General features: G+C 75.0%; 26 protein-coding genes and 1 pseudogene. 25 read left to right on the top strand and 2 right to left on the bottom strand.

Annotation, left to right across the window (positions count from 1 at the left end):
- Positions 1 to 31: 31 nt before the first annotated feature.
- From HWY08_RS04550 to ribD, 13 genes are all read left to right on the top strand, one after another.
- Complete coding sequence (locus tag HWY08_RS04550) at positions 32 to 673, top strand: response regulator (RefSeq protein WP_176063383.1); 642 nt, start codon at positions 32 to 34, stop codon at positions 671 to 673.
- A gap of 222 nt (positions 674 to 895) precedes the next feature.
- Positions 896 to 1,390 carry a YceD family protein gene (locus tag HWY08_RS04555; RefSeq protein ID WP_235969455.1) on the top strand — a complete coding sequence of 165 codons (495 nt, stop codon included), beginning with the start codon at positions 896 to 898 and terminating at the stop codon, positions 1,388 to 1,390.
- A gap of 16 nt (positions 1,391 to 1,406) precedes the next feature.
- The gene (gene rpmF, locus HWY08_RS04560; RefSeq protein WP_176063387.1) at positions 1,407 to 1,586 is read left to right on the top strand and encodes a 50S ribosomal protein L32; all 180 of its coding nucleotides are present in this window, start codon (positions 1,407 to 1,409) and stop codon (positions 1,584 to 1,586) included.
- 27 nt (positions 1,587 to 1,613) lie between these two features.
- Positions 1,614 to 2,681 carry a phosphate acyltransferase PlsX gene (gene plsX / locus HWY08_RS04565; protein ID WP_371869299.1) on the top strand — a complete coding sequence of 356 codons (1,068 nt, stop codon included), beginning with the start codon at positions 1,614 to 1,616 and terminating at the stop codon, positions 2,679 to 2,681.
- Between the two features lie 27 nt (positions 2,682 to 2,708).
- Positions 2,709 to 3,689 carry a beta-ketoacyl-ACP synthase III gene (locus HWY08_RS04570; protein ID WP_176063391.1) on the top strand — a complete coding sequence of 327 codons (981 nt, stop codon included), beginning with the start codon at positions 2,709 to 2,711 and terminating at the stop codon, positions 3,687 to 3,689.
- A 13-nt stretch (positions 3,690 to 3,702) separates the two neighbouring features.
- The gene (fabD, locus tag HWY08_RS04575; RefSeq protein WP_176063393.1) at positions 3,703 to 4,644 is read left to right on the top strand and encodes an ACP S-malonyltransferase; all 942 of its coding nucleotides are present in this window, start codon (positions 3,703 to 3,705) and stop codon (positions 4,642 to 4,644) included.
- A gap of 5 nt (positions 4,645 to 4,649) precedes the next feature.
- Complete coding sequence (gene fabG / locus HWY08_RS04580) at positions 4,650 to 5,399, top strand: 3-oxoacyl-[acyl-carrier-protein] reductase (RefSeq protein WP_371869300.1); 750 nt, start codon at positions 4,650 to 4,652, stop codon at positions 5,397 to 5,399.
- A 44-nt stretch (positions 5,400 to 5,443) separates the two neighbouring features.
- Positions 5,444 to 5,686, top strand: a complete 243-nt coding sequence (gene acpP, locus HWY08_RS04585) for an acyl carrier protein (protein WP_176063397.1) — start codon at positions 5,444 to 5,446, stop codon at positions 5,684 to 5,686.
- A 91-nt stretch (positions 5,687 to 5,777) separates the two neighbouring features.
- Positions 5,778 to 7,019 (top strand): beta-ketoacyl-ACP synthase II, encoded by a 1,242-nt coding sequence (gene fabF / locus HWY08_RS04590; RefSeq protein ID WP_176063399.1) that lies wholly within the window; start codon positions 5,778 to 5,780, stop codon positions 7,017 to 7,019.
- Positions 7,020 to 7,097: 78 nt separating this feature from the next.
- Positions 7,098 to 7,541 (top strand): ribose 5-phosphate isomerase B, encoded by a 444-nt coding sequence (gene rpiB, locus HWY08_RS04595; protein ID WP_176063401.1) that lies wholly within the window; start codon positions 7,098 to 7,100, stop codon positions 7,539 to 7,541.
- 43 nt (positions 7,542 to 7,584) lie between these two features.
- Entirely contained in the window at positions 7,585 to 8,838 is a 1,254-nt protein-coding gene (glyA, locus tag HWY08_RS04600; RefSeq protein WP_176063403.1) for a serine hydroxymethyltransferase, read from the top strand.
- A 31-nt stretch (positions 8,839 to 8,869) separates the two neighbouring features.
- Positions 8,870 to 9,340, top strand: a complete 471-nt coding sequence (gene nrdR / locus HWY08_RS04605) for a transcriptional regulator NrdR (RefSeq protein WP_176063405.1) — start codon at positions 8,870 to 8,872, stop codon at positions 9,338 to 9,340.
- Positions 9,337 to 10,518, top strand: a complete 1,182-nt coding sequence (ribD, locus tag HWY08_RS04610; RefSeq protein ID WP_176063407.1) for a bifunctional diaminohydroxyphosphoribosylaminopyrimidine deaminase/5-amino-6-(5-phosphoribosylamino)uracil reductase RibD — start codon at positions 9,337 to 9,339, stop codon at positions 10,516 to 10,518. The genes nrdR and ribD overlap by 4 nt, the downstream gene beginning before the upstream one ends.
- A gap of 58 nt (positions 10,519 to 10,576) precedes the next feature.
- Here ribD and HWY08_RS22010 read toward each other — a convergent pair.
- Positions 10,577 to 11,458: pseudogene (locus HWY08_RS22010) on the bottom strand (C45 family peptidase); the annotation flags it as partial.
- Positions 11,459 to 11,706: 248 nt separating this feature from the next.
- Here HWY08_RS22010 and HWY08_RS04615 point away from each other — a divergent pair.
- From HWY08_RS04615 to HWY08_RS04670, 12 genes are all read left to right on the top strand, one after another.
- On the top strand, positions 11,707 to 12,363 hold the full coding sequence (locus HWY08_RS04615; protein WP_176063409.1) for a riboflavin synthase: 657 nt from the start codon (positions 11,707 to 11,709) through the stop codon (positions 12,361 to 12,363).
- Entirely contained in the window at positions 12,360 to 13,664 is a 1,305-nt protein-coding gene (locus tag HWY08_RS04620; RefSeq protein WP_255499499.1) for a bifunctional 3,4-dihydroxy-2-butanone-4-phosphate synthase/GTP cyclohydrolase II, read from the top strand. Before HWY08_RS04615 ends, HWY08_RS04620 begins: the two co-directional genes overlap by 4 nt.
- Entirely contained in the window at positions 13,661 to 14,149 is a 489-nt protein-coding gene (ribH, locus tag HWY08_RS04625; protein WP_176063411.1) for a 6,7-dimethyl-8-ribityllumazine synthase, read from the top strand. The genes HWY08_RS04620 and ribH overlap by 4 nt, the downstream gene beginning before the upstream one ends.
- A complete protein-coding gene (gene nusB / locus HWY08_RS04630; protein WP_176063413.1) occupies positions 14,150 to 14,584 on the top strand; it encodes a transcription antitermination factor NusB in 435 nt (144 codons plus the stop codon).
- A 2-nt stretch (positions 14,585 to 14,586) separates the two neighbouring features.
- Positions 14,587 to 15,168, top strand: a complete 582-nt coding sequence (locus HWY08_RS04635) for a peptidase M17 (RefSeq protein WP_176063415.1) — start codon at positions 14,587 to 14,589, stop codon at positions 15,166 to 15,168.
- A gap of 40 nt (positions 15,169 to 15,208) precedes the next feature.
- Complete coding sequence (locus HWY08_RS04640) at positions 15,209 to 17,464, top strand: chemotaxis protein CheA (protein ID WP_176063417.1); 2,256 nt, start codon at positions 15,209 to 15,211, stop codon at positions 17,462 to 17,464.
- 123 nt (positions 17,465 to 17,587) lie between these two features.
- Positions 17,588 to 18,256: a chemotaxis protein CheW gene (locus HWY08_RS04645; RefSeq protein ID WP_176063419.1), complete on the top strand. Its 669-nt coding sequence runs from the start codon at positions 17,588 to 17,590 to the stop codon at positions 18,254 to 18,256.
- Complete coding sequence (locus HWY08_RS04650; RefSeq protein ID WP_176063421.1) at positions 18,253 to 18,816, top strand: chemotaxis protein CheW; 564 nt, start codon at positions 18,253 to 18,255, stop codon at positions 18,814 to 18,816. Before HWY08_RS04645 ends, HWY08_RS04650 begins: the two co-directional genes overlap by 4 nt.
- On the top strand, positions 18,813 to 20,897 hold the full coding sequence (locus HWY08_RS04655; protein ID WP_176063423.1) for a HEAT repeat domain-containing protein: 2,085 nt from the start codon (positions 18,813 to 18,815) through the stop codon (positions 20,895 to 20,897). Before HWY08_RS04650 ends, HWY08_RS04655 begins: the two co-directional genes overlap by 4 nt.
- A 2-nt stretch (positions 20,898 to 20,899) precedes the next feature.
- A complete protein-coding gene (locus HWY08_RS04660) occupies positions 20,900 to 21,751 on the top strand; it encodes a CheR family methyltransferase (RefSeq protein ID WP_235969456.1) in 852 nt (283 codons plus the stop codon).
- The gene (locus tag HWY08_RS04665; RefSeq protein WP_176063425.1) at positions 21,748 to 22,860 is read left to right on the top strand and encodes a chemotaxis protein CheB; all 1,113 of its coding nucleotides are present in this window, start codon (positions 21,748 to 21,750) and stop codon (positions 22,858 to 22,860) included. Before HWY08_RS04660 ends, HWY08_RS04665 begins: the two co-directional genes overlap by 4 nt.
- Before the next feature lie 2 nt (positions 22,861 to 22,862).
- The gene (locus tag HWY08_RS04670) at positions 22,863 to 23,246 is read left to right on the top strand and encodes a response regulator (protein WP_371869294.1); all 384 of its coding nucleotides are present in this window, start codon (positions 22,863 to 22,865) and stop codon (positions 23,244 to 23,246) included.
- Positions 23,247 to 23,265: 19 nt separating this feature from the next.
- Here the strand turns inward: HWY08_RS04670 and asnS are convergent, their stop codons facing one another.
- Positions 23,266 to 24,570 (bottom strand): asparagine--tRNA ligase, encoded by a 1,305-nt coding sequence (gene asnS, locus HWY08_RS04675; protein ID WP_176063430.1) that lies wholly within the window; start codon positions 24,568 to 24,570, stop codon positions 23,266 to 23,268.
- Positions 24,571 to 24,660 lie beyond the last annotated feature (90 nt).

The raw sequence follows: 24,660 nt of genomic DNA on the forward strand, positions 1-24,660 counted from the left end.
TGATCTCAGGAAAGGGGAGGGCCCCACGCCCATGCCCGTCCGCGCCATCGCCATCGAAGACGACGAGGCCGTAGCCCGCCTCATCGCACAGGTGCTCGCCTCTCACGGCTTCGACGTCTGCGGGACGGCCGGCTCCGGCGAGGAGGGGCTCGCGCTCGCCCGCCGCGAGAAGCCCGACGTCGCCCTGGTCGACCTGGGCTTGCCGAAGATGAGCGGCGAGGACGTGATCGGCGCCATCAAGACCGAGCTGCCGAAGACGAAGTGCATCGCGCTCACCGCCGTCGACATCCCGGCCCGGGTCCTCGGCGCCCTGCGGGCGGGGGCGGCCGGCTACATCCTGAAGCCGTTCCACGCCTCGGAGCTGGCCCGCGCCGTCGAGGAGGTCCTCTCCGGCGACGCGGCCCCCATCAGCCCCCGCGCGGCCAAGGTGCTGCTCGGCGAGCTGCGCGGCGATCCCCCGGACCAGCGCAACGGCCCGGCGCTCTCCAAGCGCGAGCTGGAGGTGCTGGAGCTGCTCGTCCACGGCCACACCTACGCCGACGTCGCCCAGGCGCTCGGCATCGCCGAGGGGACGGTCCAGACCTACGTGAAGCGCATCTACGAGAAGATGGACGTCTCGACCAAGGCCGAGGCGGCGCTCATCGCCGTGGCGCGCGGGCTCGTGAAGCCCTGAGGCAGGCCCCCGCCGGCAGGGCCGGCGGCGCCGAGGACACGCCGAGGCGGCTCCCGCCGCGGGCGCCCATGACCTGGGACGCCTTGACTTGGGAGGTCGCCCCCCTATAATGAGCCCCTTTCTTCGGCCAAAAAGTCGGCGCAAATGCGCGTCAACATTGACGAAATCAAGGAGGGCGGGCTCGAGCGAGCCTGGGACCTCCCACGGGAAACCGTAGACGAGATGGTGCAGGGCGACCCCGCCGCCTACCGCGCCCGGGCACCGCTGCACGTGGACGCCAGGCTCCGGAAGGTCGAGCGGCGCGTCCTGTTCGACGCCCGGGGCGAGGCGGCGCTGACGGCGCCGTGCGGCCGGTGCCTCACGCCGGTCGAGCTCGAGGTGCCGCTCGAGTTCGAGCTCACCTACGTGCCGGCGGACGAGGCGGAAGAGGAGGCGGCGACGGGGGAGCAGGGCGGCGATCACGCGGCGACGCGGGTGGCCGGCAGCTTCGCCGCGGAGAGCGCCGACGAGGAGACTTACTCCGGCAAGGTGATCGACCTGGATCCGGCGGTCCGCGAGCAGCTCCTGCTCGCGCTGCCCCGGTACCCGGTCTGCCAGGAGAGCTGCAAGGGACTCTGCTCCGTGTGTGGAGCGAACCTGAACGAGCGCGATTGCGGTTGCGATCGCCACGTGCCCGACCCGCGGTGGGCGGGGCTCGAGAAGCTCAAGAAGAAGTAACGAGAGGAGTCACGCCGTGGGTGTTCCCAAGAAGCGTACGTCGAGCATGCGCCGCGATCGCCGCCGCGCCGCCAACTACAAGATCAAGCCGGCCAACGTGACGAAGTGCCCGAAGTGCAAGGAGCCCGTGCTCTCGCACCGCGCTTGCCCGACCTGCGGCACGTACAAGGGCGAGCAGATCACCCCGGGCGAGTAGCCCGTCCTGATGACCGAAGCGCGCGCGCTGCCCGTCGCCGTCGACGCCATGGGGGGTGACCACGCCCCGGCAGCGATCGTGCAGGGTGCCGTCGCCGCGGCGCGTCAAGGCTTCCGGGTCGTGCTGGTGGGCCCGGAGGAGGTGGTGCGCCGCGAGCTCTCGCGGTGCGACGCCGGAGGCTTGCCCATCGAGGTCCGGCACGCCTCCGAGGTGGTCGCCATGGACGACCACCCCGGCCAGGCGATGCGGCGCAAGAAGGACAACTCGATCCGCGTCTGCTTCGAGCTCGTGAAGCGGGGCGAGGCCTGCGGCATGGTCTCGGCCGGCAACTCGGGCGCGGTCATGGCGGGCGGCGTGTTCGTGCTCGGGCGCCTCGAGGGCGTGGAGCGGCCGGGCATCATGTCGGTCCTGCCGGCGCTCACCGGGCGCCCGCTGCTCGTCGACGCGGGCGCCAACGTGGAGTGCCGCCCCATCCACCTCGTCCAGTTCGCGCTCATGGCCGAGGTGTACGCCCGCCGGGTGCTCGGCGTGGCGCGGCCGCGGGTGGCGGTCCTCGCCAACGGCGAGGAGGCCTCCAAGGGCACCGACCTCACCCGCGCCGCCTCGGCCGCCCTGCGGCTGGCCCCCGTCGACTTCCGGGGCTACTGCGAGGGGCGCGACCTGCTCACCGGCGACTTCGACGTCGTGGTCACCGACGGCTTCACCGGGAACGTGGCGCTGAAGACCATGGAGGGCACCGCCAAGGTCATCGGCGAGCTCATCAAGGGGGCGCTGCGCTCGACCCCGGTGGCCATGCTGGGGGGGCTCCTCGCGAAGCGCGCCCTCGGCGCGATGAAGCGCAAGGTCGACTGGCGGGAGATCGGCGGCGCGCCGCTCATCGGCGTGGACGGCGTGGGCTTCATCACCCACGGCAGCTCCGACGCGCTCGCCATCCAGAACGCCGTGCGCCGGGTGCAGGCCGCCGCCGACGCCCACGCCACCGACGAGATCGCCCGCGCCGCGGGCCAGGCCGAGGCGCTCTTGGCGGCGGCGGCGGCGCAGGCGGCCGGCGGGACGCACCAGCAGGGCCGCCCCGGCGCGGCGCCCGAAGCCTGACAACGCGGTCGAAAGGGACTCGAAAGCATGCGCTCGCTCATCGTCGGTACCGGCTCGTACGCTCCGGAGAAGGTGCTCACCAACGCCGACCTGGAGAAGCTGGTCGACACGAACGACCAGTGGATCGTGGAGCGCACCGGCATCCGCGCCCGGCACATCGCCGCGCCGGAGCAGGCGACGAGCGACCTCGCCATCGAGGCGGCGAAGCGCGCCCTCGAGATGGCCCAGGTCGACCCGAAGGACCTCGACCTCATCGTGATGGGCACCATCACGCCCGACTACCCGTGGCCCTCCACCGCCGCCCTCCTGCAGGGCCGGCTCGGCAACAAGAAGGCGTTCGCCTTCGACGTCTCGGCCGCCTGCGCCGGGTCGCTCTACGCGCTCTCCATCGCCGATCGCTACGTCTCGACCGGCGTGGCGAAGCGCGCGCTCGTCATCGGCGCGGAGCTGCTCACCCGCATCGTCGACTGGAAGGACCGCAACACCTGCGTGCTGTTCGGCGACGGCGCCGGCGCCATGGTGCTCGCCCCCAGCACCGACGAGAAGCGCGGCATCCAGTCGATCCACCTCCACGCCGACGGCTCGGCCTGGCAGATGCTGCACCAGGCCGGCCCCGGCTCGCGCAACCCGCTCACCGCCGAGATGTACGCCCAGGGCAAGCACCACCTCTTCATGAACGGGCGCGAGGTCTACAAGTTCGCGGTGCGCGCGCTGGAGGAGGCCTGCCGCGAGACGCTCGCCGCGAGCGAGCTCTCGCCGAGCGACGTCACCTGGGTCTGCGCCCACCAGGCCAACAAGCGCATCCTCGACTCGACCCTGGAGCGGCTGGAGATCCCGGAGTCGAAGTGCTGGATGAACCTCGAGAAGTACGGCAACACCTCGTCCGCCAGCCTCCCCATGACGCTCGACGAGGCGAACCGCGCCGGCTGGCTCAAGCCCGGCGACCTCATCCTCACCACCGCCATCGGCGCCGGCATGGCCTGGGGCGCCGGCCTCATCCGCTGGTAGGAGCGCGCGACCGATGAGCAAGCTGGCCTTCATCTTCCCGGGGCAGGGCTCGCAGGCGGCGGGCATGGGCAAGGCGCTCGCCGAGGCCTTCCCGGCCGCGCGGCGCGTCTTCGACGAGGTGGACGCGGCGCTGGGGGAGAAGCTGTCGCAGCTCTGCTTCGAGGGGCCCGACGAGCAGCTCAAGCTCACCGCCAACACCCAGCCCGCCATCCTCACCGTCTCGGCGGCGGCGGCGGCGGTGCTGGCCGAGCACGGGGTGGTCCCGGACCTCGTGGCGGGGCACTCGCTCGGCGAGTACTCGGCGCTGGTCGCGGCCGGCGCGCTCACGGCGCCGGAGGCGGCGAAGGCGGTGCGCGCCCGCGGCACCTTCATGCAGGAGGCCGTGCCGGCCGGGCAGGGCGCCATGGCGGCGGTGCTCGGGCTCGAGCCGGGCCGCGTGCGCGCCATCTGCGAGTCGGTCGAGGCGGCCACCGGGCTCGTCTGCTCGCCGGCCAACTACAACGACCCGGGCCAGACCGTCATCGCCGGCGCCGCGGCCGCGGTGGAGCGGGCCGGCGCCGAGCTCAAGGCGGCCGGCGCGAAGCGCGTGCTGCCGCTCGCCGTGTCCGCCCCCTTCCACTGCGCGCTCATGGAGCCGGTCAAGGCGCGGCTCGAGCCGGTGCTGCGCGGCGTGGCCTGGCGCGAGCCGCGGGTGGCGGTGGTGACGAACGTCGAGGCGAAGCCCAACCGCGAGGTGGGCCGGATCGTCCCGCTGCTGCTCGAGCAGGTGTCGGCGCCGGTGCGCTGGCTCGAGTGCGTCGAGGAGCTGGCCCGGCTGGGCGTGACGCGGATGGTCGAGGTGGGGCCGGGCAAGGTGCTCTCCGGCCTCGTGAAGCGCATCGCCAAGGGCGTCGAGGTGGTGAACGTCGAGGACCCCGCGTCGCTGGAGAAGGCGCTCGCGGTGCTGAAGGGATGACCGGCATGTACGACTTCGGCGGCAAGGCGGCGCTCGTCACCGGCGGCTCGCGCGGCATCGGCCGGGCGGTCGCGATCGCGCTCGCCGAGGGCAAGGCGAAGGTGGCGCTCAACTACGCCGGCAACGAGGCCGCGGCCCAGGAGGCGGCGGCGCTCTGCACGCAGGCGGGCGCGGCCGCGGTGAAGCTCCTGAAGTTCGACGTGTCCGACCCGGCCGCCTGCGCGGCGGCGGTGGACGAGGTGGTGGGCGCCTTCGGCGGCCTGCACGTGCTCGTCAACAACGCAGGCATCGCGGTGGACCAGCTCGTGATGCGGGTGAAGGACGACGACTGGCAGCGCCAGCTCGACGTGAACCTCACCGGCGCCTTCAACCTCATCCGGGCCGCGACCCGCCCCATGATGAAGGCCCGCGGTGGCGCGATCGTGAACCTCACCAGCGTGGTGGGCGAGATGGGCAACGCCGGCCAGGCCGCCTACGCCGCCACCAAGGCCGGCCTCATCGGCCTGACCAAGTCGGTGGCCCGCGAGCTCGCCAGCCGCAACATCCGCGTCAACGCGGTCGCGCCGGGCTTCATCGACACCGACATGACGGCCGGGCTGCCCGAGGCGGCGAAGACCGGCATGCTGAACATGATTCCGCTCGCGCGGCTCGGGACGGCCAAGGAAGTGGCCGACGCCGTGGCCTGGCTGGCGAGCGACCGAGCGTCGTACGTGACCGGAGAGGTGGTCCGGGTGAACGGCGGCATGTACATGTAGCCGGATCCCCCGGCCACAGTGCGTCCCCAACGAAAGGAACGACCGTGACTGCAACCAACGTGGAGTCGAAGGTCAAGGGCATCATCGCGGAGCAGCTGGGCGTCTCGGAGGAGGAGATCAAGATCACCTCCAGCTTCATCGAGGACCTCGGCGCCGACTCGCTCGACATCGTCGAGCTCGTCATGGCGATGGAGGAGGAGTTCGAGGTCGAGATCCCCGACGAGGAGGCCGAGAACATCAAGACCGTCCAGGACGCCGTCAACTACATCAACACCCACAAGAAGTAGGCGTCCGCGGCAGGTCGCGCCGCCCCGCCCGAGGTGGGCCGGGGCGGTCGAAGCTCTTCATGCAGTGGGGAAGGAGCAGGAGGTGAGCAACATGTCGAGACGGCGCGTCGTCGTCACCGGGCTCGGGATCGTCAGCCCCGTGGGCATCGGGGTGGAGGAGTCCTGGCGCGGCATCGTGGCGGGCAAGAGCGGCATCGGGCCCATCACGCAGTTCGACGCCTCGACCTTCCCCACCCGCATCGCGGGCGAGGTGAAGGGCTTCGAGGCCGAGAAGTGGATGGAGAAGAAGGAGGCGCGCCGGAACGACCGCTTCATCCAGTTCACCATGGCCGCCGCCGAGATGGCCCTGAAGGACTCCGGCCTCGACCTCGCGAAGGAGAACCTGGAACGCGTGGGCGCCGTCATCGGCGCGGGGCTGGGCGGGCTCTCCACCATCGAGGAGACGCACAAGGTCCTGCTCGAGAAGGGCGTGAAGCGGGTCAGCCCGTTCTTCATCCCCTCGCTGATCGTGAACCTGGCCCCGGGCCAGGTGAGCCTCAAGTACGGCCTCAAGGGGCCGAACTACTCGCCCGTCTCCGCCTGCGCCACCTCGAACCACTCCATCGGCGACGCGCTCATGCTCATCGAGCGCGGCATGGCCGACGTGATGGTGACCGGCGGCGCCGAGGCGACCATCACCCCGCTCGGCGTGGGCGGGTTCTGCGCCGCCCGCGCCCTCTCGGAGCGGAACGACGCGCCGGAGAAGGCGAGCCGGCCGTACGACAAGGCCCGCGACGGCTTCGTGGCCGGGGAGGGCTCCGGCCTGCTCGTGATCGAGGAGTACGAGCACGCGCGGAAGCGCGGCGCCCGCATCTACTGCGAGCTCTCGGGCTACGGCGCCAGCGCCGACGCGCACCACATCACCGAGCCCGCGCCGGAGGGCGAGGGCGGGCAGCGGGCGATGCGGATGGCGCTCCAGGACGCCGGCCTCTCCCCGGAGCAGGTCGGCTACGTGAACACGCACGGCACCTCGACCCCCAAGGGCGACATCGCCGAGTGCCAGGCCATCAAGCGCGTCTTCGGCGACTGGGCCAAGCGCGGGCTCGTCATCTCGTCGACGAAGTCGATGACCGGCCACCTGCTCGGCGCGGCCGGCGGCGTGGAGGCGGTCTTCGGCGTGCTGGCGCTGCACACGGGCGTCATCCCCCCGACCATCAACGTCGAGGAGCAGGACCCCGAGTGCGATCTGGACGTCGTGCCGAACACGGCCCGGGAGAAGCGGGTCGACGCCGTGATGTCGAACAGCTTCGGCTTCGGCGGCACCAACGCGGTGCTCTGCTTCAAGCGCGTCTAGCGGCCCGGCGCGGTCTCTCTTCTCTCGGCGCGGCCGGTCCGGGATCCTGGGCCGGCCGCGCGCCTTTCGGAGGTGGTGATGGCGGAGCGGATCGTGGCGGGATCGGACCACGCGGGGCTCGCGCTCCGCGCCGAGGCGGTGCGCGTCGCGCGCGAGCGGGGCTTCGAGGTGGAGGACCTCGGGCCGTTCTCGGGCGAGAGCGTCGACTACCCCGACTACGCCCGCCAGGTGGCCGAGGCGGTCGCCGCCGGCCGGGCGCGCTTCGGCCTCCTCGTCTGCGGGACCGGGATCGGCATGTCCATCGCCGCCAACAAGGTGAAGGGCGCGCGCGCGGCCCACTGCGGGAACGAGCTCGAGGCGCGCATGGCGCGGGCCCACAACGACGCGAACGTGCTCTGCCTGGGCGAGCGGGTGCTCGGGCTCGGCCTGGGCGCGGCGGTCGTGGCCGCCTTCCTGGCGCAGCCGTTCGAGGGGGGCCGGCACCAGCGGCGGGTCGACAAGATCGGCGCGCTGGAAAAGTAGGTCCGACGGCGGTATTGGAATCACCCCTCCCGAGGAGTCCCTCATGATGCCCACCCAGCGTCTCTCCGAGGCCGATCCCGCCGTCGCCCGGCTCATCCGCGAGGAGACCCGCCGCCAGGCCGAGGGCCTCGAGCTCATCGCCAGCGAGAACTTCGTCTCCCCGGCGGTGCTGGAGGCGCTCGGCTCGACCCTCACCAACAAGTACGCCGAGGGCTACCCCGGGAAGCGGTACTACGGCGGCTGCGAGGTGGTGGACCAGGTCGAGCAGCTCGCCATCGACCGCGCCAAGCAGATCTTCGGCGCCGACCACGCCAACGTCCAGCCACACTCCGGGTCGCAGGCCAACATGGCGGCCTACTTCGCGCTGGCGCAGCCGGGCGACACGCTGCTCGCCATGAGCCTCAACTTCGGCGGGCACCTCACCCACGGCTCGCCGGTCAACTTCTCGGGCAAGCTGTACAAGATCGTCCCCTACGGGCTCCGGCAGGGGGACGAGACCATCGACATGGACGAGGTGGCGCGGCTGGCGAAGGAGCACCGGCCGAAGGTCCTCGTCGTCGGCGCGAGCGCCTACCCGCGGACCCTCGACTTCGCGCGGTTCGGCGAGATCGCGCGGAGCGTCGGGGCGTCCATGGTGGTGGACATGGCCCACATCGCGGGCCTGGTCGCGGCCGGCCTGCACCCGTCGCCGGTGCCGCACGCCGAGATCGTGACGAGCACCACCCACAAGACGCTGCGCGGGCCGCGCGGCGGGCTCATCCTGGCGAAGGAGCAGCACGCCAAGGTGCTGAACAGCCAGATCTTCCCCGGCATCCAGGGCGGCCCGCTCGAGCACGTCATCGCCGCCAAGGCGGTCGCGTTCGGCGAGGCGCTCCGGCCCGAGTTCAAGGACTACCAGCGCCGCATCCTCGAGAACGCGCAGGTGCTGGCGGACGGGCTCGTCCGGGCCGGGCTGCGCCTCGTCTCGGGCGGCACCGACAACCACCTCATGCTGGTCGACCTCCGCCCGAAGAAGCTCACCGGCAAGGTGGCCGAGGAGGCGCTCGGGAAGGCCGGCATCACCGTCAACAAGAACATGATCCCGTGGGATCCGGAGAAGCCGATGACGACCTCCGGGATCCGGGTGGGCACGCCGGCCCTGACCACGCGCGGGATGGGCGCCCGCGAGATGACGCTGGTGGCGGCGCTCATCGGCCGGGTGCTCGACGCGCCGGCCGACGCGGCGGTGCTGGCGCGGGTGCGCGGCGAGGTGAAGGACCTCTGCGCGCACTTCCCCATGTACGCCGGGATGTACTAGCCCCGGAGCCCGGGAGGACGGTCGACCCTGCATGCGCTGCCCCTGGTGCGGTCACCCCGAGGACCGGGTCGTCGACTCGCGCGAGGCGCAGGAGGGGCAGGTCACGCGCCGCCGGCGCGAGTGCCTCGCCTGCGGGCGCCGCTTCACGACCTACGAGCGGGTGGAGGACGTCCTCCCGCAGGTGGTGAAGAAGGACGGCCGCCGCGAGCCGTTCGACCGGCGCAAGATCGTGGACGGGCTGCAGCGCGCCTGCCAGAAGCGTCCGGTCTCGCGCGAGCAGATCGACGAGCTCGTCTCGGCGGTGGAGCGGCGGGTGCAGGAGCTGGGCGAGCGCGAGGTGGCGAGCCACGTGGTGGGCGAGGCGGTGATGGAGAAGCTGCGCGCGCTCGACCCGGTCGCCTACGTCCGCTTCGCCTCCGTCTACCGCGCCTTCACCGACGTGGGCGAGTTCATGAGCGAGCTGGAGGGGCTGGCCAGGGGCCCCGGTCGCGGGTCCACATGAGCGACGCGCCGGAGCGGTTCATGCGCCTCGCGCTGCGCGAGGCGGCGAAGGGCCTCGGCCGGACGCACCCCAACCCGCCGGTGGGCGCGGTGCTGGTCAAGGCCGGCCGGGTGGTGGCGCGCGGGCACCACGCCCGGGCCGGCGGCCCGCACGCCGAGGTGGTGGCGCTGCGCGCCGCGGGCGCCGCCGCCCGGGGCGCCGATCTCTACACCACGCTCGAGCCGTGCGATCACTTCGGCAAGACGCCGCCCTGCAGCCGCGCCCTGCTCGCGGCGGGCGTCCGGCGCGTGTTCGTCGGCTCGCGCGACCCGAACCCGCTCGTGAAGGGGCGAGGGGTGCGCCGGCTGCGGCGCGCCGGGGTCGAGGTCGTGCAGGACGTGGCGCGCCCCGCCTGCGACGCGCTCATCGCGCCGTGGCTGCGCTTCATCGAGACCGGCCGGCCGTTCGTCACCCTCAAGGCCGCCGTCACGCTCGACGGCAAGATCGCCACCGCCGGCGGCGACGCGCGCTGGGTGACGGGAGAGGCGGCGCGGCGCGAGGTGCACCGGCTGCGCGACCAGGTCGACGCGGTGCTGGTGGGCGCCGGCACCGCCCGGCAGGACGATCCCATCCTCAACACGCGGCTGCCGGGAGGACGCGGTCACGATCCGGTGCGGGTGGTGCTCGACGCCAGGCTCCGCCTGCCGCCCACGCTGCGGATGTTCACGGTCGCCTCCGAGGCGCCGGCCCTGGTCGCCACCCTCGCCCGCGGCGGGGAGGGCCGGCACGGGCCGGGGGTGACCGTGCTGCATTGCGCCGGCCGCGGCGGCCGGGTGGATCTCGACGACCTGCTGGCGCGGCTCGGGGCCCTCGGCCTCACCCACCTCCTGGTCGAGGGCGGCGCCGAGCTCCACGCGGCGTTCCTCGCCGCGGGGCTCGTGGACCGCGTGCTGGTCCACCTGGCGCCGCGCATCCTCGGCGGCGGCAAGGACTGGCTGTCGGGCCCCGGGCCGGCGCGGATGGCGGACGCGCTCCCGCTGGTGGACGTCAGCGTGCGCCGTCTCGGCGGCGACCTCGCGATCGAGGGCCGGCCGGACTTCGCCGCGGCGGGCGCGGCGCGCCGAGCGGGGACAGGTCGATCCGCCGCGCGCGCTCGCCCGGCGCGCGCACCACGAGCAGCCCGTCGCCGGCGCGCATGACGGCCTGCTGCTGCGTCTCGGGCCGCACCGCCGGCGCGAGCAGCCAGAGGGCGGCGCGGGCGTCCCGCGGGGCCGCGCGAGCGAGGCCGCGGACCAGGATCGCCTTGCGCGCCGCCGAGCCGCCCGCGTCGTAGTCGACGCACTGCCCGGCGAGCCCCGCCGCCTCGTAGTGGTTCGCGACCGAGAGCGCGCCCTCCTCGAGGCGCCGCAGGGCGCCGCCGCGGGGGGTGCGCTCCACCACCACCGCCTCGCCGCGGCGCGGGCCCGCCAGCGCGAGGAGCGCCGGGGCGAGGAGCGGCGCGGCGCGGAGCCGCTCCACCGCGTCGGCGAAGCTGCCCGACCGCTCGAGCGCCTCGCGGACCGCCCACGCCACCGGCAGCGCGCCGCCCGCGGCGCGGGCGAGCAGCCTCGCCAGCCCGCCCCGGCGGTGGCGCACGTAGTTGACGCTCACCGTGAACCGGCCGGGCGCGACCGCGGTGAGTGCGCCGAGGAGGCCCGGCCAGCCCACCACCGCGTACCCGCCCGCCGGCGCCCCGTGGACGCGCAGCACGCACCCGTGCCGCCGCAGCAGGCCGCCCGGGAAGGGCCAGTCCAGGTTGCGCGCGTGGAGGGGGCCCCCCGGGCCGTCGCGGAGGAACGTGGAGCAGCCGTGCTCGTAGGCGAGGTTGGCGAGGAGCACCTCGGCGGGTGCGCGCCCGGCGAGCGCCGCCACCCGGTCGAGCTCGGCGCCGTGGCGGCGGCCGCGGGCGCGGTGCAGGAGGTCCTGGAGCGCCCGCAGCGCGCAGAGGGCCGGCCCGCCGAGCGGCCCGAGCTGTGCCGCGGCCTGCGCGCGCGCTTGCGCGTCGAAGCCGTCGAGGAGCGCCCGGACCGCCTCGCGCGAGCCGCCCAGCGCGGCGGCCCAGCCGTCGCGCGCGTCCGCGTCGAGGAGGGTCAGCGGCACGGGGGGAGCATCTCATGGCGGCGCTCGCTCGAGTTGATCGCGTCGGCACCGCCCCGCCATGAGGTCGGTTCCGGCGCCTGCGGCGCCTCACTTGCGGGGGGAGAACTCTCCCCCCGCAAACACCCCCCATCGCAGGCGTCACCTGAACCGTGCGGCGCCATCACGGCCCACGCGGCGACGGGGAGTTGCGTGGAACACCCCGGATCACCTTGGCCTTTTCCAGGCTTGCCGGTAGGATTCCGCTCCCGATGTTCACCGGTCTCATCTCCGACGTGGGGACGGTCGAGCGCGTGGTGCCCCGGCAGGGCGGCGCGCGGCTCACCCTCCGCCCCAGGACCCTCGAGGTCGACGCATTCGCCCTGGGCGAGAGCGTGGCCTGCTCCGGCGCGTGCCTCACCGTGGTGGAGCGCGGCGGCGGGCTCGCGTCCTTCGACGCCGTCCCCGAGACGCTCGCCCGCACCACGCTCGGCGCCTGGCGCCCGGGCACGCAGGTGAACCTGGAGCGGGCGCTGACGCTCTCCGACCGGCTCGGCGGGCACCTCGTGGCCGGCCACGTGGACGCGGTCGCCGAGGTCCTGGCGCGCGCCGCGGAGGGGCAGGGCGCCCGGCTCACCGTCTCGCTGCCGGCGGCGCTCGCGCCGCTCGTCGCCGAGAAGGGGTCCATCGCCATCGACGGCATCTCGCTCACCGTGGCCCGGGCGCACCGCGACCGGTTCGAGGTGGCGCTCATCCCCGAGACGCTCGCCCGCACCACGCTCGGCGCGGCCGGGCCGGGCACGCGGGTGAACCTGGAGGCAGACGTGGTCGCGCGGCACGTGGCGAGGTTGGCGGAGTTCGGGCTCGCGCCGGGAGGGCTCGACGCGGGCGCTCTCGCGCGGTGGGGCTACGGCGGGAGCGCGGCGTGACCCCTTCCATCGACCACGCCAGGCACGCGCTCGAGCGCATCGACGCGGCCATCGAGGTCTTCCGCCAGGGGCGGATGATCGTCCTCGTCGACGACGAGGATCGCGAGAACGAGGGCGACCTCTGCATCGCCGCCGAGAAGGTGAGCCCCGAGGCCATCAACTTCATGGCCAAGCACGGGCGCGGCCTCATCTGCCTGGCGCTCTCGGAGGAGCGGGTGCGGCAGCTCCGCCTCCCGCTCATGGTGGACGAGGGCGCGAACACGAGCAACTTCGGGACCGCCTTCACCGTCAGCGTCGAGGCGGCCCGCGGCGTCACCACCGGCATCAGCGCCAAGGACCGCGCCCACACCATCCTCACCGCGGTGAAGGACGACGCGCGCCCCGAGGACCTGGCGCGGCCCGGGCACGTCTTCCCGCTGCGCGCGCGCCACGGCGGCGTGCTGGTCCGCGCCGGGCAGACCGAGGGCTCGGTCGACCTGGCGCGGCTGGCGGGCCTCCGGCCGGCGGCCGTCATCTGCGAGGTGATGAACGACGACGGCACCATGGCGCGGCTGCCGGAGCTCGAGAAGCTGGGCGCCCAGTTCGACATCCCCATCGTCTCGGTGGCCGACCTCATCGCCTACCGGATGATGAAGGACACGCTGGTGCGGAGGGCGGCGCAGGCGCCGCTGCCCACCATCTACGGCGGCTTCACCGCGCTCGCCTACGAGAACGAGGTGGACGGCCACCAGGCCGTCGCGCTGGTGAAGGGGAAGTGGCGCGAGGACGAGCCGGTGCTGGTGCGGGTGCACTCGAAGTGCCTCACCGGCGACGTGTTCGGCTCCGAGCGGTGCGACTGCGGCCCTCAGCTCCAGGCGGCGATGCGCCAGATCGAGGCGGCCGGGAAGGGCGTGCTCGTCTACCTCGACCAGGAGGGGCGCGGCATCGGCCTCGTCAACAAGCTCAAGGCCTACAACCTGCAGGACCAGGGCTTCGACACCGCCGAGGCGAACGTGAAGCTCGGCTTCAAGCCCGACCTGCGCGACTACGGCATCGGCGCCCAGATCCTGCGCGACCTCGGCGTGCGCAAGATGCGGCTCCTCACCAACAACCCGAAGAAGATCGTCGGGCTCGAGGGGTACGGCCTGGAGGTGGTGGAGCGCGTGCCGATCGAGATGGTGCCCACCAGCCGCAACCGCGCCTACCTCACGACCAAGCGCGACAAGATGGGGCACCTCCTCACGCTGGTCGCCCCTCGCCCGTCCCGCGCCGCTGCCAAGGGGCTCCCCCGGCGCGCCCCCGCGAAAGGAAAAAAGCGATGAACGTCTACGAGGGGTCGCTCGTCGCGACCGGCCTGCGCTTCGCGGTGGTGGTCGCGCGCTTCAACTCGCTCGTCACCGAGCAGCTGCTCTCGGGGGCGCTCGACACGCTCAAGCGGCACGGCGCCGACGAGGCGGCGGTGGACGTCTACCGCTGCCCCGGCACCTTCGAGCTGCCGGCGCTCCTGAAGCGGGTGGCGCTCTCCGGCCGCTACGACGCGGTGGTGGCGCTCGGCGCCGTCATCCGCGGCGGGACGCCCCACTTCGAGTACGTCGCGGGCGAGGCCACCAAGGGCGTCGCGCACGTCGCGCTGGAGGCGGGCTGCGCGGTGGCGATGGGCGTCCTCACCTGCGACACCATGGAGCAGGCGCTGGAGCGGGCCGGCGTGAAGGCCGGCAACAAGGGCGCCGAGGCGGCCGCCGCCGCCATCGAGCAGGCGAACGCCTTCAAGGCCGTGGTGGCCCGCGCCGGCAAGCGGGCGGACTAGATGAGCTCCGGAAGGCGTACCAAGGCGCGCGAGCGCGCGCTCCAGGCGCTGTACCAGATCGACGTCGCCTCCACCGATCTCGACGAGGCGCTCTCGCGCTTCTGGAAGAGCTTCGAGCCGGTCGAGCGCGAGGTGATGGCCATGGCGGAGGAGATGGTCCGCGGCGTGGCGCGCCACCGGCGCGCCATCGACGACGCCATCGAGGCGGTCTCGGAGAACTGGCGCCTCGACCGCATGGCGCGCGTCGACCGGAACATCCTGCGCCTGGCGACGTTCGAGCTGGCGCACCAGAGCGCCGCGCCGGTGAACGTCGTCATCGACGAGGCCATCGAGCTCGGCAAGAAGTACGGCAGCGAGAGCTCGGGGGCGTTCGTGAACGGGGTCCTCGACCGGCTCGCGGCCGGGCTGCCGCCCAAGCGCCGCGGTGAGGGGTAGGCGTGGCCGCGCTGCGCCTCGAGCTCCACGACCTCGGCCTGCCCGCGCTCGACGCGCTCGACGTCGACGCGCTGGCGGTGCTGGTGGGCCCGGAGCGGCCGCTGCAGGGGCTGGCCGGGTTCGCCGACTGGCGGCTGTGCGGGCTCATCTCCCGCGCCATCCGCGAGGAGAGCTACCGGCCGGAGACCGGCGAGGCGCTCCTGCGCCCCTCCGGCGGGCGCCTCGCGGTGCCGCGCATCTTCTGCTTCGGCGCCCCCGCGGCCCCGCCCGACGCGGCCGCCTGGGCCACGCAGGTGGCGCACCTCTGCCAGGCCATGCACAAGGCCCGCAGCGAGAGCTGGGCCGGCGCGCTCCCGCCGTTCCCCGCGGGCGAGGCGCCCTGGGGCCGCCTCTTCCTCGAGGCGCTCCTGCCGGTGGCGCCGGGCCGGCTGGTGCTGCTCGGAGACGCGCGCGCGCTGCACCGCGAGCTCTCGCAGGGGCGCGAGGCGCTGCGCGCGACCGAGGTGGAGCTCTTGGCCCCGGTCTCGCGGGTCGAGCTGCCGCGCCCCCCCGGCTTGCCCCGACCCGGCGCCGTGGTACGATAAGTCCGCCTCCGCCCTGGGTTTTTTGGGCAGAGACGCCTACATGGCGGACCGCCCATCCCAGAGAGCCCTCTCGGACTTCCTCTCCGAGGCGCAGGAGATCGTCGAGGCGCTCGACAAGGACCTCCTCCGGCTGGAGGACACGCGCCATGGGCAGGAGGCCGATCCCGACACCCTGAACGCGGTCTTCCGCGCCGCCCACTCGCTGAAGGGCCTCGCGGCGATGTTCGGGGTGGAGCGCATGACGGCGCTGGCGCACGCGCTCGAGGACCGGCTCGACGACCTGCGCATGGGTCGCCGCCCGCTCGACGCCGGCTGCCTCGATCTGCTGCTCGCCGCCCCGGCGCTGTTCGGGCGGATCGTGGGCGAGGAGGCGGCGCAGACGCCCCCGGGCGCGGCCGCCACGCTCGAGCCCGCCGCCCAGCTGGCCGCGCGGCTCCGGGACGCGGCCTCCACCGAGGCGCCGGCGGCGCGCGATCCGCTCGACGCGCTCGCGCTCGACCCCTCCGTGCGGTCGGTCCTCACCGAGTACGAGGAGCACCGGCTCCGCGCCAACGTGGAGAAGGGGGCGGGGCTGTACCGGGTCAAGGCCTCGTTCGACCTCGCGAGCTTCGACACCGGGCTGGAGGACCTGAAGAAGCGGCTGAAGCCGGCCGGGGAGGTCATCTCCACCCTGCCTTCGGCGGAGCCGAGCGAGCCGGACGCGATCGCTTTCGACGTGCTGTTCGGGTCGGCGCAGCCCGAGGCCGCGGTGCGGGCCGCCGCGGCGCCGGCGCGGGCGGAGGCGATCGGGCGGCGTGGGGCGGGGGGGCGGAGCGGCCCGACCGCGACCTCGACCTCGACGACGACCGCGACCTCGACCTCGACCGGGACGGCGAACAAGACCGCGACCTCGACCGCGAACACGGGCGCGGCCTCGACCTCGAGGCCGGCCGCGACCCCGGCCTCCACCACGATTCCGGCCGCGACGCCCGCGCCGTCCAGCGCCCTCGCTCCGCGCCAGCCCGCAGAGCGGCACGCCGCCCCGGCGGCGGCGCTCGCGGCGCCCGCGCCGCCGGGCGTCCTCGAGGTGGACGCCTCCCTGCGCTCGGTCTCGCAGGCGGTCCGCGTCGACATCCACAAGCTCGACACGCTCATGAACCTCGTGGGCGAGCTGGTGCTCGTGAAGACCAGCCTCCTCGGCGTCGCCGAGCGCCTGCGGGCCGGCGAGGACCCCGCCACCGTGAGCCTCGAGCTGCACCGCGAGGGCCGCCGGCTGGAGCGCAAGCTGAACGAGCTGCAGGGCGGCATCCTCGAGGTCCGGATGGTGCCGCTGGGCCAGATCTTCGACAAGCTCACCCGCATGGTGAGGAAGCTCACCCGCGACATCGGCAAGCGCGCCGAGCTGGAGGTGCGGGGGAGCGAGGTCGAGCTCGACAAGCTCATCGTGGAGGAGCTGTCGGATCCGCTCATGCACCTCATCCGCAACGCCCTCGATCACGCCCTGGAGGCGCCGGAGGAGCGCAGCCGCGCCGGGAAGCCGGAGGTGGGGCGGATCGTGCTCTCGGCGCAGCAGCGCGGGAACCACGTGGTGGTCTCGGTGGCGGACGACGGCCGAGGGATCGACGAGGAGCGCGTGCGCCAGGTGGCGGTCGAGCGCGGGCTGCTCACCGCCGAGGCGGCGGCGCAGCTCTCCCGGCGCGACGCGCTCAACCTCATCTTCACGCCCGGCTTCTCCACCGCCCGCGAGGTGACCGCGCTCTCGGGCCGCGGGGTGGGGATGGACGTGGTGAAGAACAACATCGCCGCGCTCTCCGGCATCGTCGACCTGCAGACGGAGGTCGGCCGCGGGACGCGGGTGGACATCACGCTGCCCGTCACGCTCGCCATCATCCGGGCGCTGGTGGTGAGCGCGGCCGGCCGCACCTACGCGGTGCCGCTCAACAGCGTGCTCGAGATCGTGACCGTCGACCCCCGAGAGCTCCGCACCGTCGAGCTGCGCGAGGTGCTCACGCTGCGCGGCGCGACGGTGCCGCTCGCGAGGCTGTCGCGCTTCCTGGGGCACGATGCGCCCGCGCCGGAGGGGCCGCTGTTCGTGGTGGTGGTGGGGCTGGCGCAGGAGCGCCTCGGGCTGGCGGTGGACGCGCTCGTCGGCCAGCAGGACATCGTCGTGAAGCCACTCGGCAAGGCGCTCGCCGGGGTGCGCGGCATCGCCGGCGCGACCGACCTCGGCAACCGCAAGACCGTGCTGGTGCTCGACGTGGCGGCCCTCCTCGAGGAGGTCCTCCACGGCGAGGCGCTGGCCGAGGCGGCCGGCTAGGCCGCCGCCGGTGGGAGGCGCGGCCACACCGCCCGACCTCCGGCGCCGGGGTGCTCGCGGCCGGCGCGGCCCGGCGGTCGGGCGCTCGGTGAGACCGGCGCCCTCGCGGTAGACTGGCGGCCGATGGACGCGGAGCTGCAGCCCGAGGACCTGGAGCGGATCGAGGACGCGCTGCGGGCGGAGCTCGCCTCCGCCGGCGCCGCCGCGCCCGCCTTCCGGCCCGAGCTGGCGCTGGCCCGCGCCGCGGCCGCCGATCCGCTCGACGAGTTCTTCTGGCGCGAGGACGAGCGGGCGCCCGCGCTCCCGCGGCTGACCGCGCTGGCCGCGGCGCCGGCCTCGCCGGCGATCGAGGAGTCGCGCGAGGAGTGGCTGACCTTCTCGCTGGGCGCCGAGGAGTACGCGCTCGAGGTGGGGCAGGTCCGCGAGATCCTGAAGGCGCCGGCCATCACCGAGGTGCCCCGCTCGCCGGCGCACGTGCTCGGGATCATCATGGTGCGCGGCGAGGTGGTCACGGTCTTCGACCCGCGGCGGCGGCTGGGCCTGCCGCCGGTCGCCCCGGGGCGGCTCTCGCGCGTGCTGGTCTGCGCCGTCGCGGGCGAGCCCTGCGGGCTCCTCGTCGATGGCGTCTCCCAGGTGGTGCGGCTGGCTGCCTCCGCCATCGAGCGGCGGCCGGGCGTGGGCGCGTCGGCCTCGGGCGCCGTGCTCGCGCTGGGGCGCGACCGCGGGCGGCTCTTCATCCAGCTCGACCTCGACGCGGTGCTGCGCGACGGCGCCGCCGGGGAGGAGGCGTGAAGGCGCTCCCGCTCGGCGGGCCGGAGCCCCGCGCGAGCGAGGCGGCGGGGGCGGGCGAGCTCGTCGAGCTGTGCGCGTTCCAGGTGGGAGGGGAGGAGTACGCCATCGACCTGCGCCGCGTCCGCGAGATCGTCCAGCCGCTCCCGGTGACGCCGGTGCCGTGCGGCCCCGAGTTCCTGGACGGGGTGATGGACCTGCGCGGCGAGGTGATCCCGGTGGTGGACGTGCGGCGCCGCCTCGGCTTCCCCGTGAGCGGCGCCGCGCGCGCCAAGGTGCTGGTCGTGAACGTGGCCGGCCGGGTGCTCGGGCTCGTGGTCGACGCGGTGCTCGAGGTGATGCGGCTGCCGCGCGCCACCATCGGGCCGCCGCCGCTCGGGGGGGACGCGGGTCCTCGCCTGTACCTCGGCGTCTGCGCGCCGCGCGAGCGCGGGGCCGGGAGCGCCCGGCCCGCGGCGCGCAAGCTGCGCCTGCTGCTCAACGTGAAGGCCCTGCTCGAGCCGGGCGTCGCCCGCGAGGCCGCCGCCCTGCGCCCGCGCCCGGGCCACCCGGACCCGGCATGAGCGGCCCCGCCGACGGCTCGTCTGACCCCGGCGCGGAGCGCGTCGAGGAGGAGCGCCGCTACCGGGCGGTCCTCGAGCTCGACGTCGAGGCGCCCGAGACGCTCGCGCGCCTGTTCGAGGCGCTCGCCGACCCGAGCTGGCGGGTGCGGGCGGCGGTGGTCGAGCGGCTCGGCGGGGTCGAGCCGGCGCGCAAGCTGCCCGGCCTGGTGGTGGCGCTCACGGCGGACCTGGCGGTGGGGAGCCGCAACTCCGCGGCCGCGGCCCTCGAGCAGCTCGGCGCCGCGGCGGTGCCCGCGCTGCTCCCCGAGCTCGAGCGCCCGGCGGCCGAGCTGCGCACCGCGGTGCTCGAGATCCTGGGGCGCATCGGCGACCGGCGCACCACCGCCGCGCTCGCGCGCTGCCTCGCCGACCCGGACCCGAACGCCCGCGCGGCGGCGGCCGAGGCGCTCGGCAAGGTCGGCGGGGCGGACGCCGTCGCGGCGCTGCACGGCACGCTCGGGGGCGGCGACCTGCCGCTGCGCCGGGCGGCGCTGGACGCGCTGGTGCAGCTGCGGGCCCCGCCGGCCGCGCCGGTGCTGGCGGAGCTCATGAGCGACCGCGGCTCGCGGCGCGCGGCGCTGCGGCTGGCCGGCGCGAGCGCCGAGCCTGCGGCGCTGGCGCTGCTCGCGGCCGGGCTCGATGACCCGTCGCGGGCGGTGCGCGAGGCGGCCCTGACCGGGATCGGCCTGCAGCGCCTGCGGCCGGAGACCCCGGTCGAGCTGACCGCCGCGCTGGCGGCGGCGGTGCAGGCGGCGGCCGTGCGCGCCCCGGAGCTGGCCGCGGCCGCGGCCGAGCACCTCGAGGCGGCCGAGCCGCTCGTCCGCGCGGGCGCGATCGCGGTCCTCCAGTGGACCGCCGCGGCCGAGCACGCCGCCGCGCTGGCCGCCGCCGGGGAGGACGAGCAGCTCCGGCCCCTGGCGGTGGAGGCGCTCGCCGAGCTGGGCCCCCGCGCCGCCGCCGGGCTGGCGGGCGCGCTCGGCGCGCTCACGCCGGGGGCGCGCGTCCTGGCCCTCTCGGCGCTGGCGCGGCAGGGCGACGCCCGCGCGCTGCCCGAGCTCATCCCCGCGCTGGGGAGCCACGACGCCGCGCTGCGCGGCGCCGCGCTGGAGGCGCTCGGCCAGCTCGGCGACCCGCGCGCCGCCGGGCCCATGGCGGCGCTGCTGGCCGAGGATCCGCTGGTGGCCGCGGCCGCGGTTGCAGGGCTCTCCGAGCTGGCGGAGCGCGGCGAGGCCGCGCGCGCGGCGGTCCTGGAGGCCTGCCGGGCCGCCGGCCCGCGCCCCGCCGCCTACCGGCTGCTGGGGCGGCTGGGCGAGGCCCGCGACGTGGTGACCCTGCGCGAGGGGCTGCGCGGGCGGCACCGCGGCACGCGGGTGGCCGCGGCGGGGGCCCTGGCGGCGCTCGGCGCGCGCACCGCGCTGGTGGGCGCCGAGGTGCCCGAGCTGCTCGACGCCCTGGACGACGCCGACGCGGCGGTCCGCGCCGCCGCGGCGCAGGCCATCGGCGCGCTCGCCGGCGGCCCGGGTGCGGCCCCCGCCGGCCCCGAGGCGCCGGCCTGGGGGGAGGCGACCCGCGCGCTGGCGGCGGCGCTCCGGGACGAGGAGGGGGTGGTGCGCGCCATGGCGGCGCTGGCGCTGGGCCGCTGCCGCGCGGCCGAGTACGCGCCGCACCTGGCGGCGCTGGCGATCGACCCTCAGGCGCCCGCCGAGGCCGCGGCGGCGGCGCTCCACGCCCTGGCCGAGATGGGGGCGGCCGATCCGGGCGTGCTGGCGAACGCGCTCGCGCACCCGGACGCGGAGGTGGTGAAGGAGGCGGTGCGCGCGGCGGCGGCGGTGCCCGGCGCGGCGGTGACCGGGATGCTCCTGGCGGCGGCGTCGCACCGCCGCTGGGACGTGCGCCGGGCCGCGGCCGCGGCGCTGGGCGCGCGGGCGGAGCCGGGCCTCGCCGAGCCGGTCCGGCGGCTGGCGCAGGCGGAGCAGGACCCGCTCGTCGCCGAGGGGCTGCGGGCGGCGCTGCGCCGGCTGGAGGCGCGCGCCGCGCGCTGACCATGCCGCTCGCCACCGCGCCGGCGATGACCCCGGAGGAGTTCCGGCTCCTCCGCGAGCTGATCTACGCCCACTCCGGGCTGAGCTTCGGCGACGAGACGCGGTACCTGCTGGAGCGCCGCCTGGCGCCGCGGCTGCAGTACCACGGGCTCGACGACTTCGGCGCGTACCACCGCTTCCTCCGGTTCGACCCGTCGCGCCGGGCCGAGATCGAGATCGCGGTGGAGGTGCTCACCACCAACGAGACCTACTTCTACCGGGAGCCGCACCAGCTGCGCGCCTTCTCGGAGGAGATCCTGCCCGCCCTGGCGCAGGAGAACCGCGGCGCGCGCCGACTCCGCATCTGGAGCGCCGGCTGCTCGACGGGCGAGGAGGTCTACACCATCGCCATCCTGCTCGCGCGGAGCGGGCTGTTCGAGGGCTGGGACCTCGACGTGTTCGGGTCCGACATCGCGCGGCGGGTCCTCGCGGTCGCGCGCGCCGGCGTCTACGGCCCGCGCGCCTTCCGGACGCCGGAGGCGGACGCCCTGCGGGACTCGTTCCGCGCCGAGGGCGAGCGGTGGCACGTGAAGGAGGACGTGCGGCGCCTGGTGAGCTTCGGCCACCTGAACCTGCTCGACGACTCGATGATGGGGCTGGTGGGCGCGGTGGACGTCATCTTCTGCCGCAACGTCATGATCTACTTCGACGTGGCGGCGCGGAAGCGCGTCGTGCGCACCTTCCGCGACAAGCTGCGCGAGGGCGGCTACCTGCTGCTCGGCCACTCGGAGTCGCTGCTCAACGTCACCGCCGACTTCGAGATCCTCCACCTCCGCCACGACCTCGTCTACCGCAAGCCGCTCGCCCTCCCGTGACCTCGCCCACGCCAGCGCCGCGGCCCCCGGCCGCCCTCCTGCGCGTCCTCGCCGTCGCCGCCGACGAGGCGGGGCGCGACCGGCTGACGGCCGCGCTGGCGGCCGCGCCGCGGGCCGAGCTCGCCGGGGCCGCCCGGTCGGTGCCGGAGGGGCTGCGGCTGGCGCTCCAGCTGCGGCCCGACTGCGTGTGCCTGGAGCTGCCGCCGCGGCCGCTGGAAGGGCTCGCCTTCGTCCGGCTCCTCGCCCGCCGCCAGCCGACCCAGGTGCTCGTGGTGGCGCGCGCGGGCGTGCGAAAGCAGGACGTCTTCCGGGCGTTCGAGGCGGGCGCGCTCGACGTGGTCGCCACGCCGGCCGGCGCGGCCGAGCGGACCGCGCTCGAGGCGGGGCTCCGCGCCGGGCTGGCCACCGCCCGCGCGCTCGTCGCGGGCGAGGGCGCGCGCCCCGCCGCCGCGGAGCGGGCCCCCGAGGCCGGCGCGCCCCGCGGCGCGGCGGAGGGGCAGGCCCGCGGCCTGCGCGTCGCGGTGCTGGGCGCCTCGACCGGCGGGCCGGGGGCGCTGGTCCGGCTGCTCACCGCCATGCCCCCGGGGCTCCCGCTCGCCTGGGCCGTCGCGCAGCACATGCCGGCGCGCTTCACCGGCTCCTTCGCCGAGCGGCTGGCGCGCGCCACCGGCCTCGACGCGCGCGAGGCCCGCGACGGCGAGGCGCTGGCCGAGGGGCGGGTGCTCATCGCGCCCGGCGGCCGCCACCTGCGGCTGGTGCGCGCGGGCGGTCCGCTCGCGCCGGTGCGCGCCGCCCTGGAGGAGCCCGGACCGCGCGGCGGCCCCGGCGGACACGGCTACTGTCCGAGCGTCGACGTGCTGTTCGCCTCCGCCGCCGAGGCGTGCGGCCAGGACCTCTGCGCGGTGGTGCTGACGGGGATGGGCGACGACGGCCGCCGCGGGGTGGCGCGCGTCAAGGAGGCGGGCGGCGTCACGCTGGCCGAGTCCGAGGCCTCGGCGGTGGTCTACGGGATGCCGCGGCAGGCCGCCGAGACCGGGCTCGTGGACGAGGTGCTGCCGCTCGACGGCATCGTGGCGCGGCTGCGAAGGTTCGCACGGGAAGGACGATGACGATGGAAGGCTTCAGGGCGCTGGTGGTGGACGACAGCCCCGCCATGCGCAAGCAGCTGGTGCAAGCGCTGCAGCGGATGGGGGGCGACCCGGTGGAGGCGCAGGACGGCGCCGACGCCTGGCGCCGGCTCCAGCACACGCCGGTGGACATCATCCTCACCGACATCAACATGCCGCTGCTCGACGGCCTCAAGCTCACCGGCCTCGTCCGCGCCGGCGGCCGGCACCAGCGCACCCCCATCGTCGTCATCACGACCGAGGCGGCCGAGGCGGACCGCCGCCGCGCCGAGGCGCTCGGCGCGAACGGCTACCTGGTGAAGCCGGTGCAGAGCCAGCAGGTCACGGAGCTGGTGAAGCAGCTCCTCGAGGCCGCGCGGGCCGCCTGACGCGGCCGCGCGGCGCGCGTCACGGCGTGATCCTCTCCATCATGCGCGGGAACGGGATGGTCTCGCGGACGTGGTGGAGGCCGCAGATCCAGGCCACGCACCGCTCGACGCCCATGCCGAAGCCGGCGTGCGGGACGGAGCCGTAGCGCCGCACGTCGAGGTACCACTCGAACGCCTCCTTGGGCAGCCCGGCCTGGGCGATGGAGGCCTCGAGCACGGCCAGGTCGTCCTCGCGCTGGCCGCCGCCGATGATCTCGCCGTACCCCTCGGGCGCGAGCACGTCGCAGCCGAGCGCGACGTTCGCGTCCTGGGGGTCCTTCTTGAAGTAGAACGCCTTCATCGCGGCCGGGTAGCGGTGCACCATCACCGGGCGGTCGTACGCCGACGCGACCACCGTCTCCTCGTCGCCGCCGATGTCGTCGCCCCACTTCATCGGGTGGCCCGCCTTCTGGATGACCTCCACCGCCTCGGTGTAGGTGATGCGCGGGAAGGGCGCCTTCACGTTGGCGAGCTTCGAGACGTCGCGCTCGAGCACGTCCCTGAGCTCGCGCTCGTGCTTCGCGAGCACCGCCTGGACCACGTGCGCGACGAGCTGCTCCATGAGCTCCATGTCGCCGTCGAGATCCATGAAGGCGACCTCGGGCTCCACCATCCAGAACTCGGTGAGGTGGCGGCGCGTCTTCGACTTCTCGGCCCGGAAGGTGGGGCCGAAGCAGTAGACCTTGCCGAGCGCCATGGCGGCCGCTTCCATGTAGAGCTGGCCCGACTGCGTGAGGTACGCCTTGCCGAGGTCGAAGTAGGGGACCTCGAAGAGCGTGGAGGTGCCCTCGCAGGCGCTGGGAGTGAAGACCGGCGCGTCCACGAGCGTGAAGCCGCGCCCGTCGAAGAAGTCGCGGATGGCCTTCACCACGCTGTGGCGCACCCGGAGGATCACCGCCTGCCGCTGCGAGCGCAGCCAGTTGTGGCGCTGCTCCATGAGGAAGGCGACGCCGTGCTCCTTGTGGCCGAGCGGGAACTCGCGCGCCGGCTTCGCCAGCGCGCGGAGGTCCTTCACGTCGAGCTCGAAGCCGATGGGCGAGCGGGCGTCCTTCTTCACGAGCCCGGTGACCGCGAGCGAGGTCTCCTGCGGCAGGTGATCCGCCTCCTGGAACACCTCGGGCGTCACGTTGCCCTTGAAGACGACGCACTGGATGACGCCGGTGCCGTCGCGCACCTGCAGGAAGTGCAGCTTCCCGGAGGAGCGGCGGTTGTGGAGCCAGCCGTGGAGCGTGACCTCCTGGCCCTCGTGCGCGGCGATGTCGGCGATGTAGACGGGGGGGAACATGGCGGTCTCTCCGGGTCGTCGAGCGGGCGCGAAATATAGCGGGTTCGCCCGGCTCCGTCGCGGCCGGGCGCGCCGCCGCCGGGCATGACG

This window comes from Anaeromyxobacter diazotrophicus (genome assembly GCF_013340205.1).
GTDB classification, from domain to species: Bacteria; Myxococcota; Myxococcia; order Myxococcales; family Anaeromyxobacteraceae; genus Anaeromyxobacter_A; species Anaeromyxobacter_A diazotrophicus.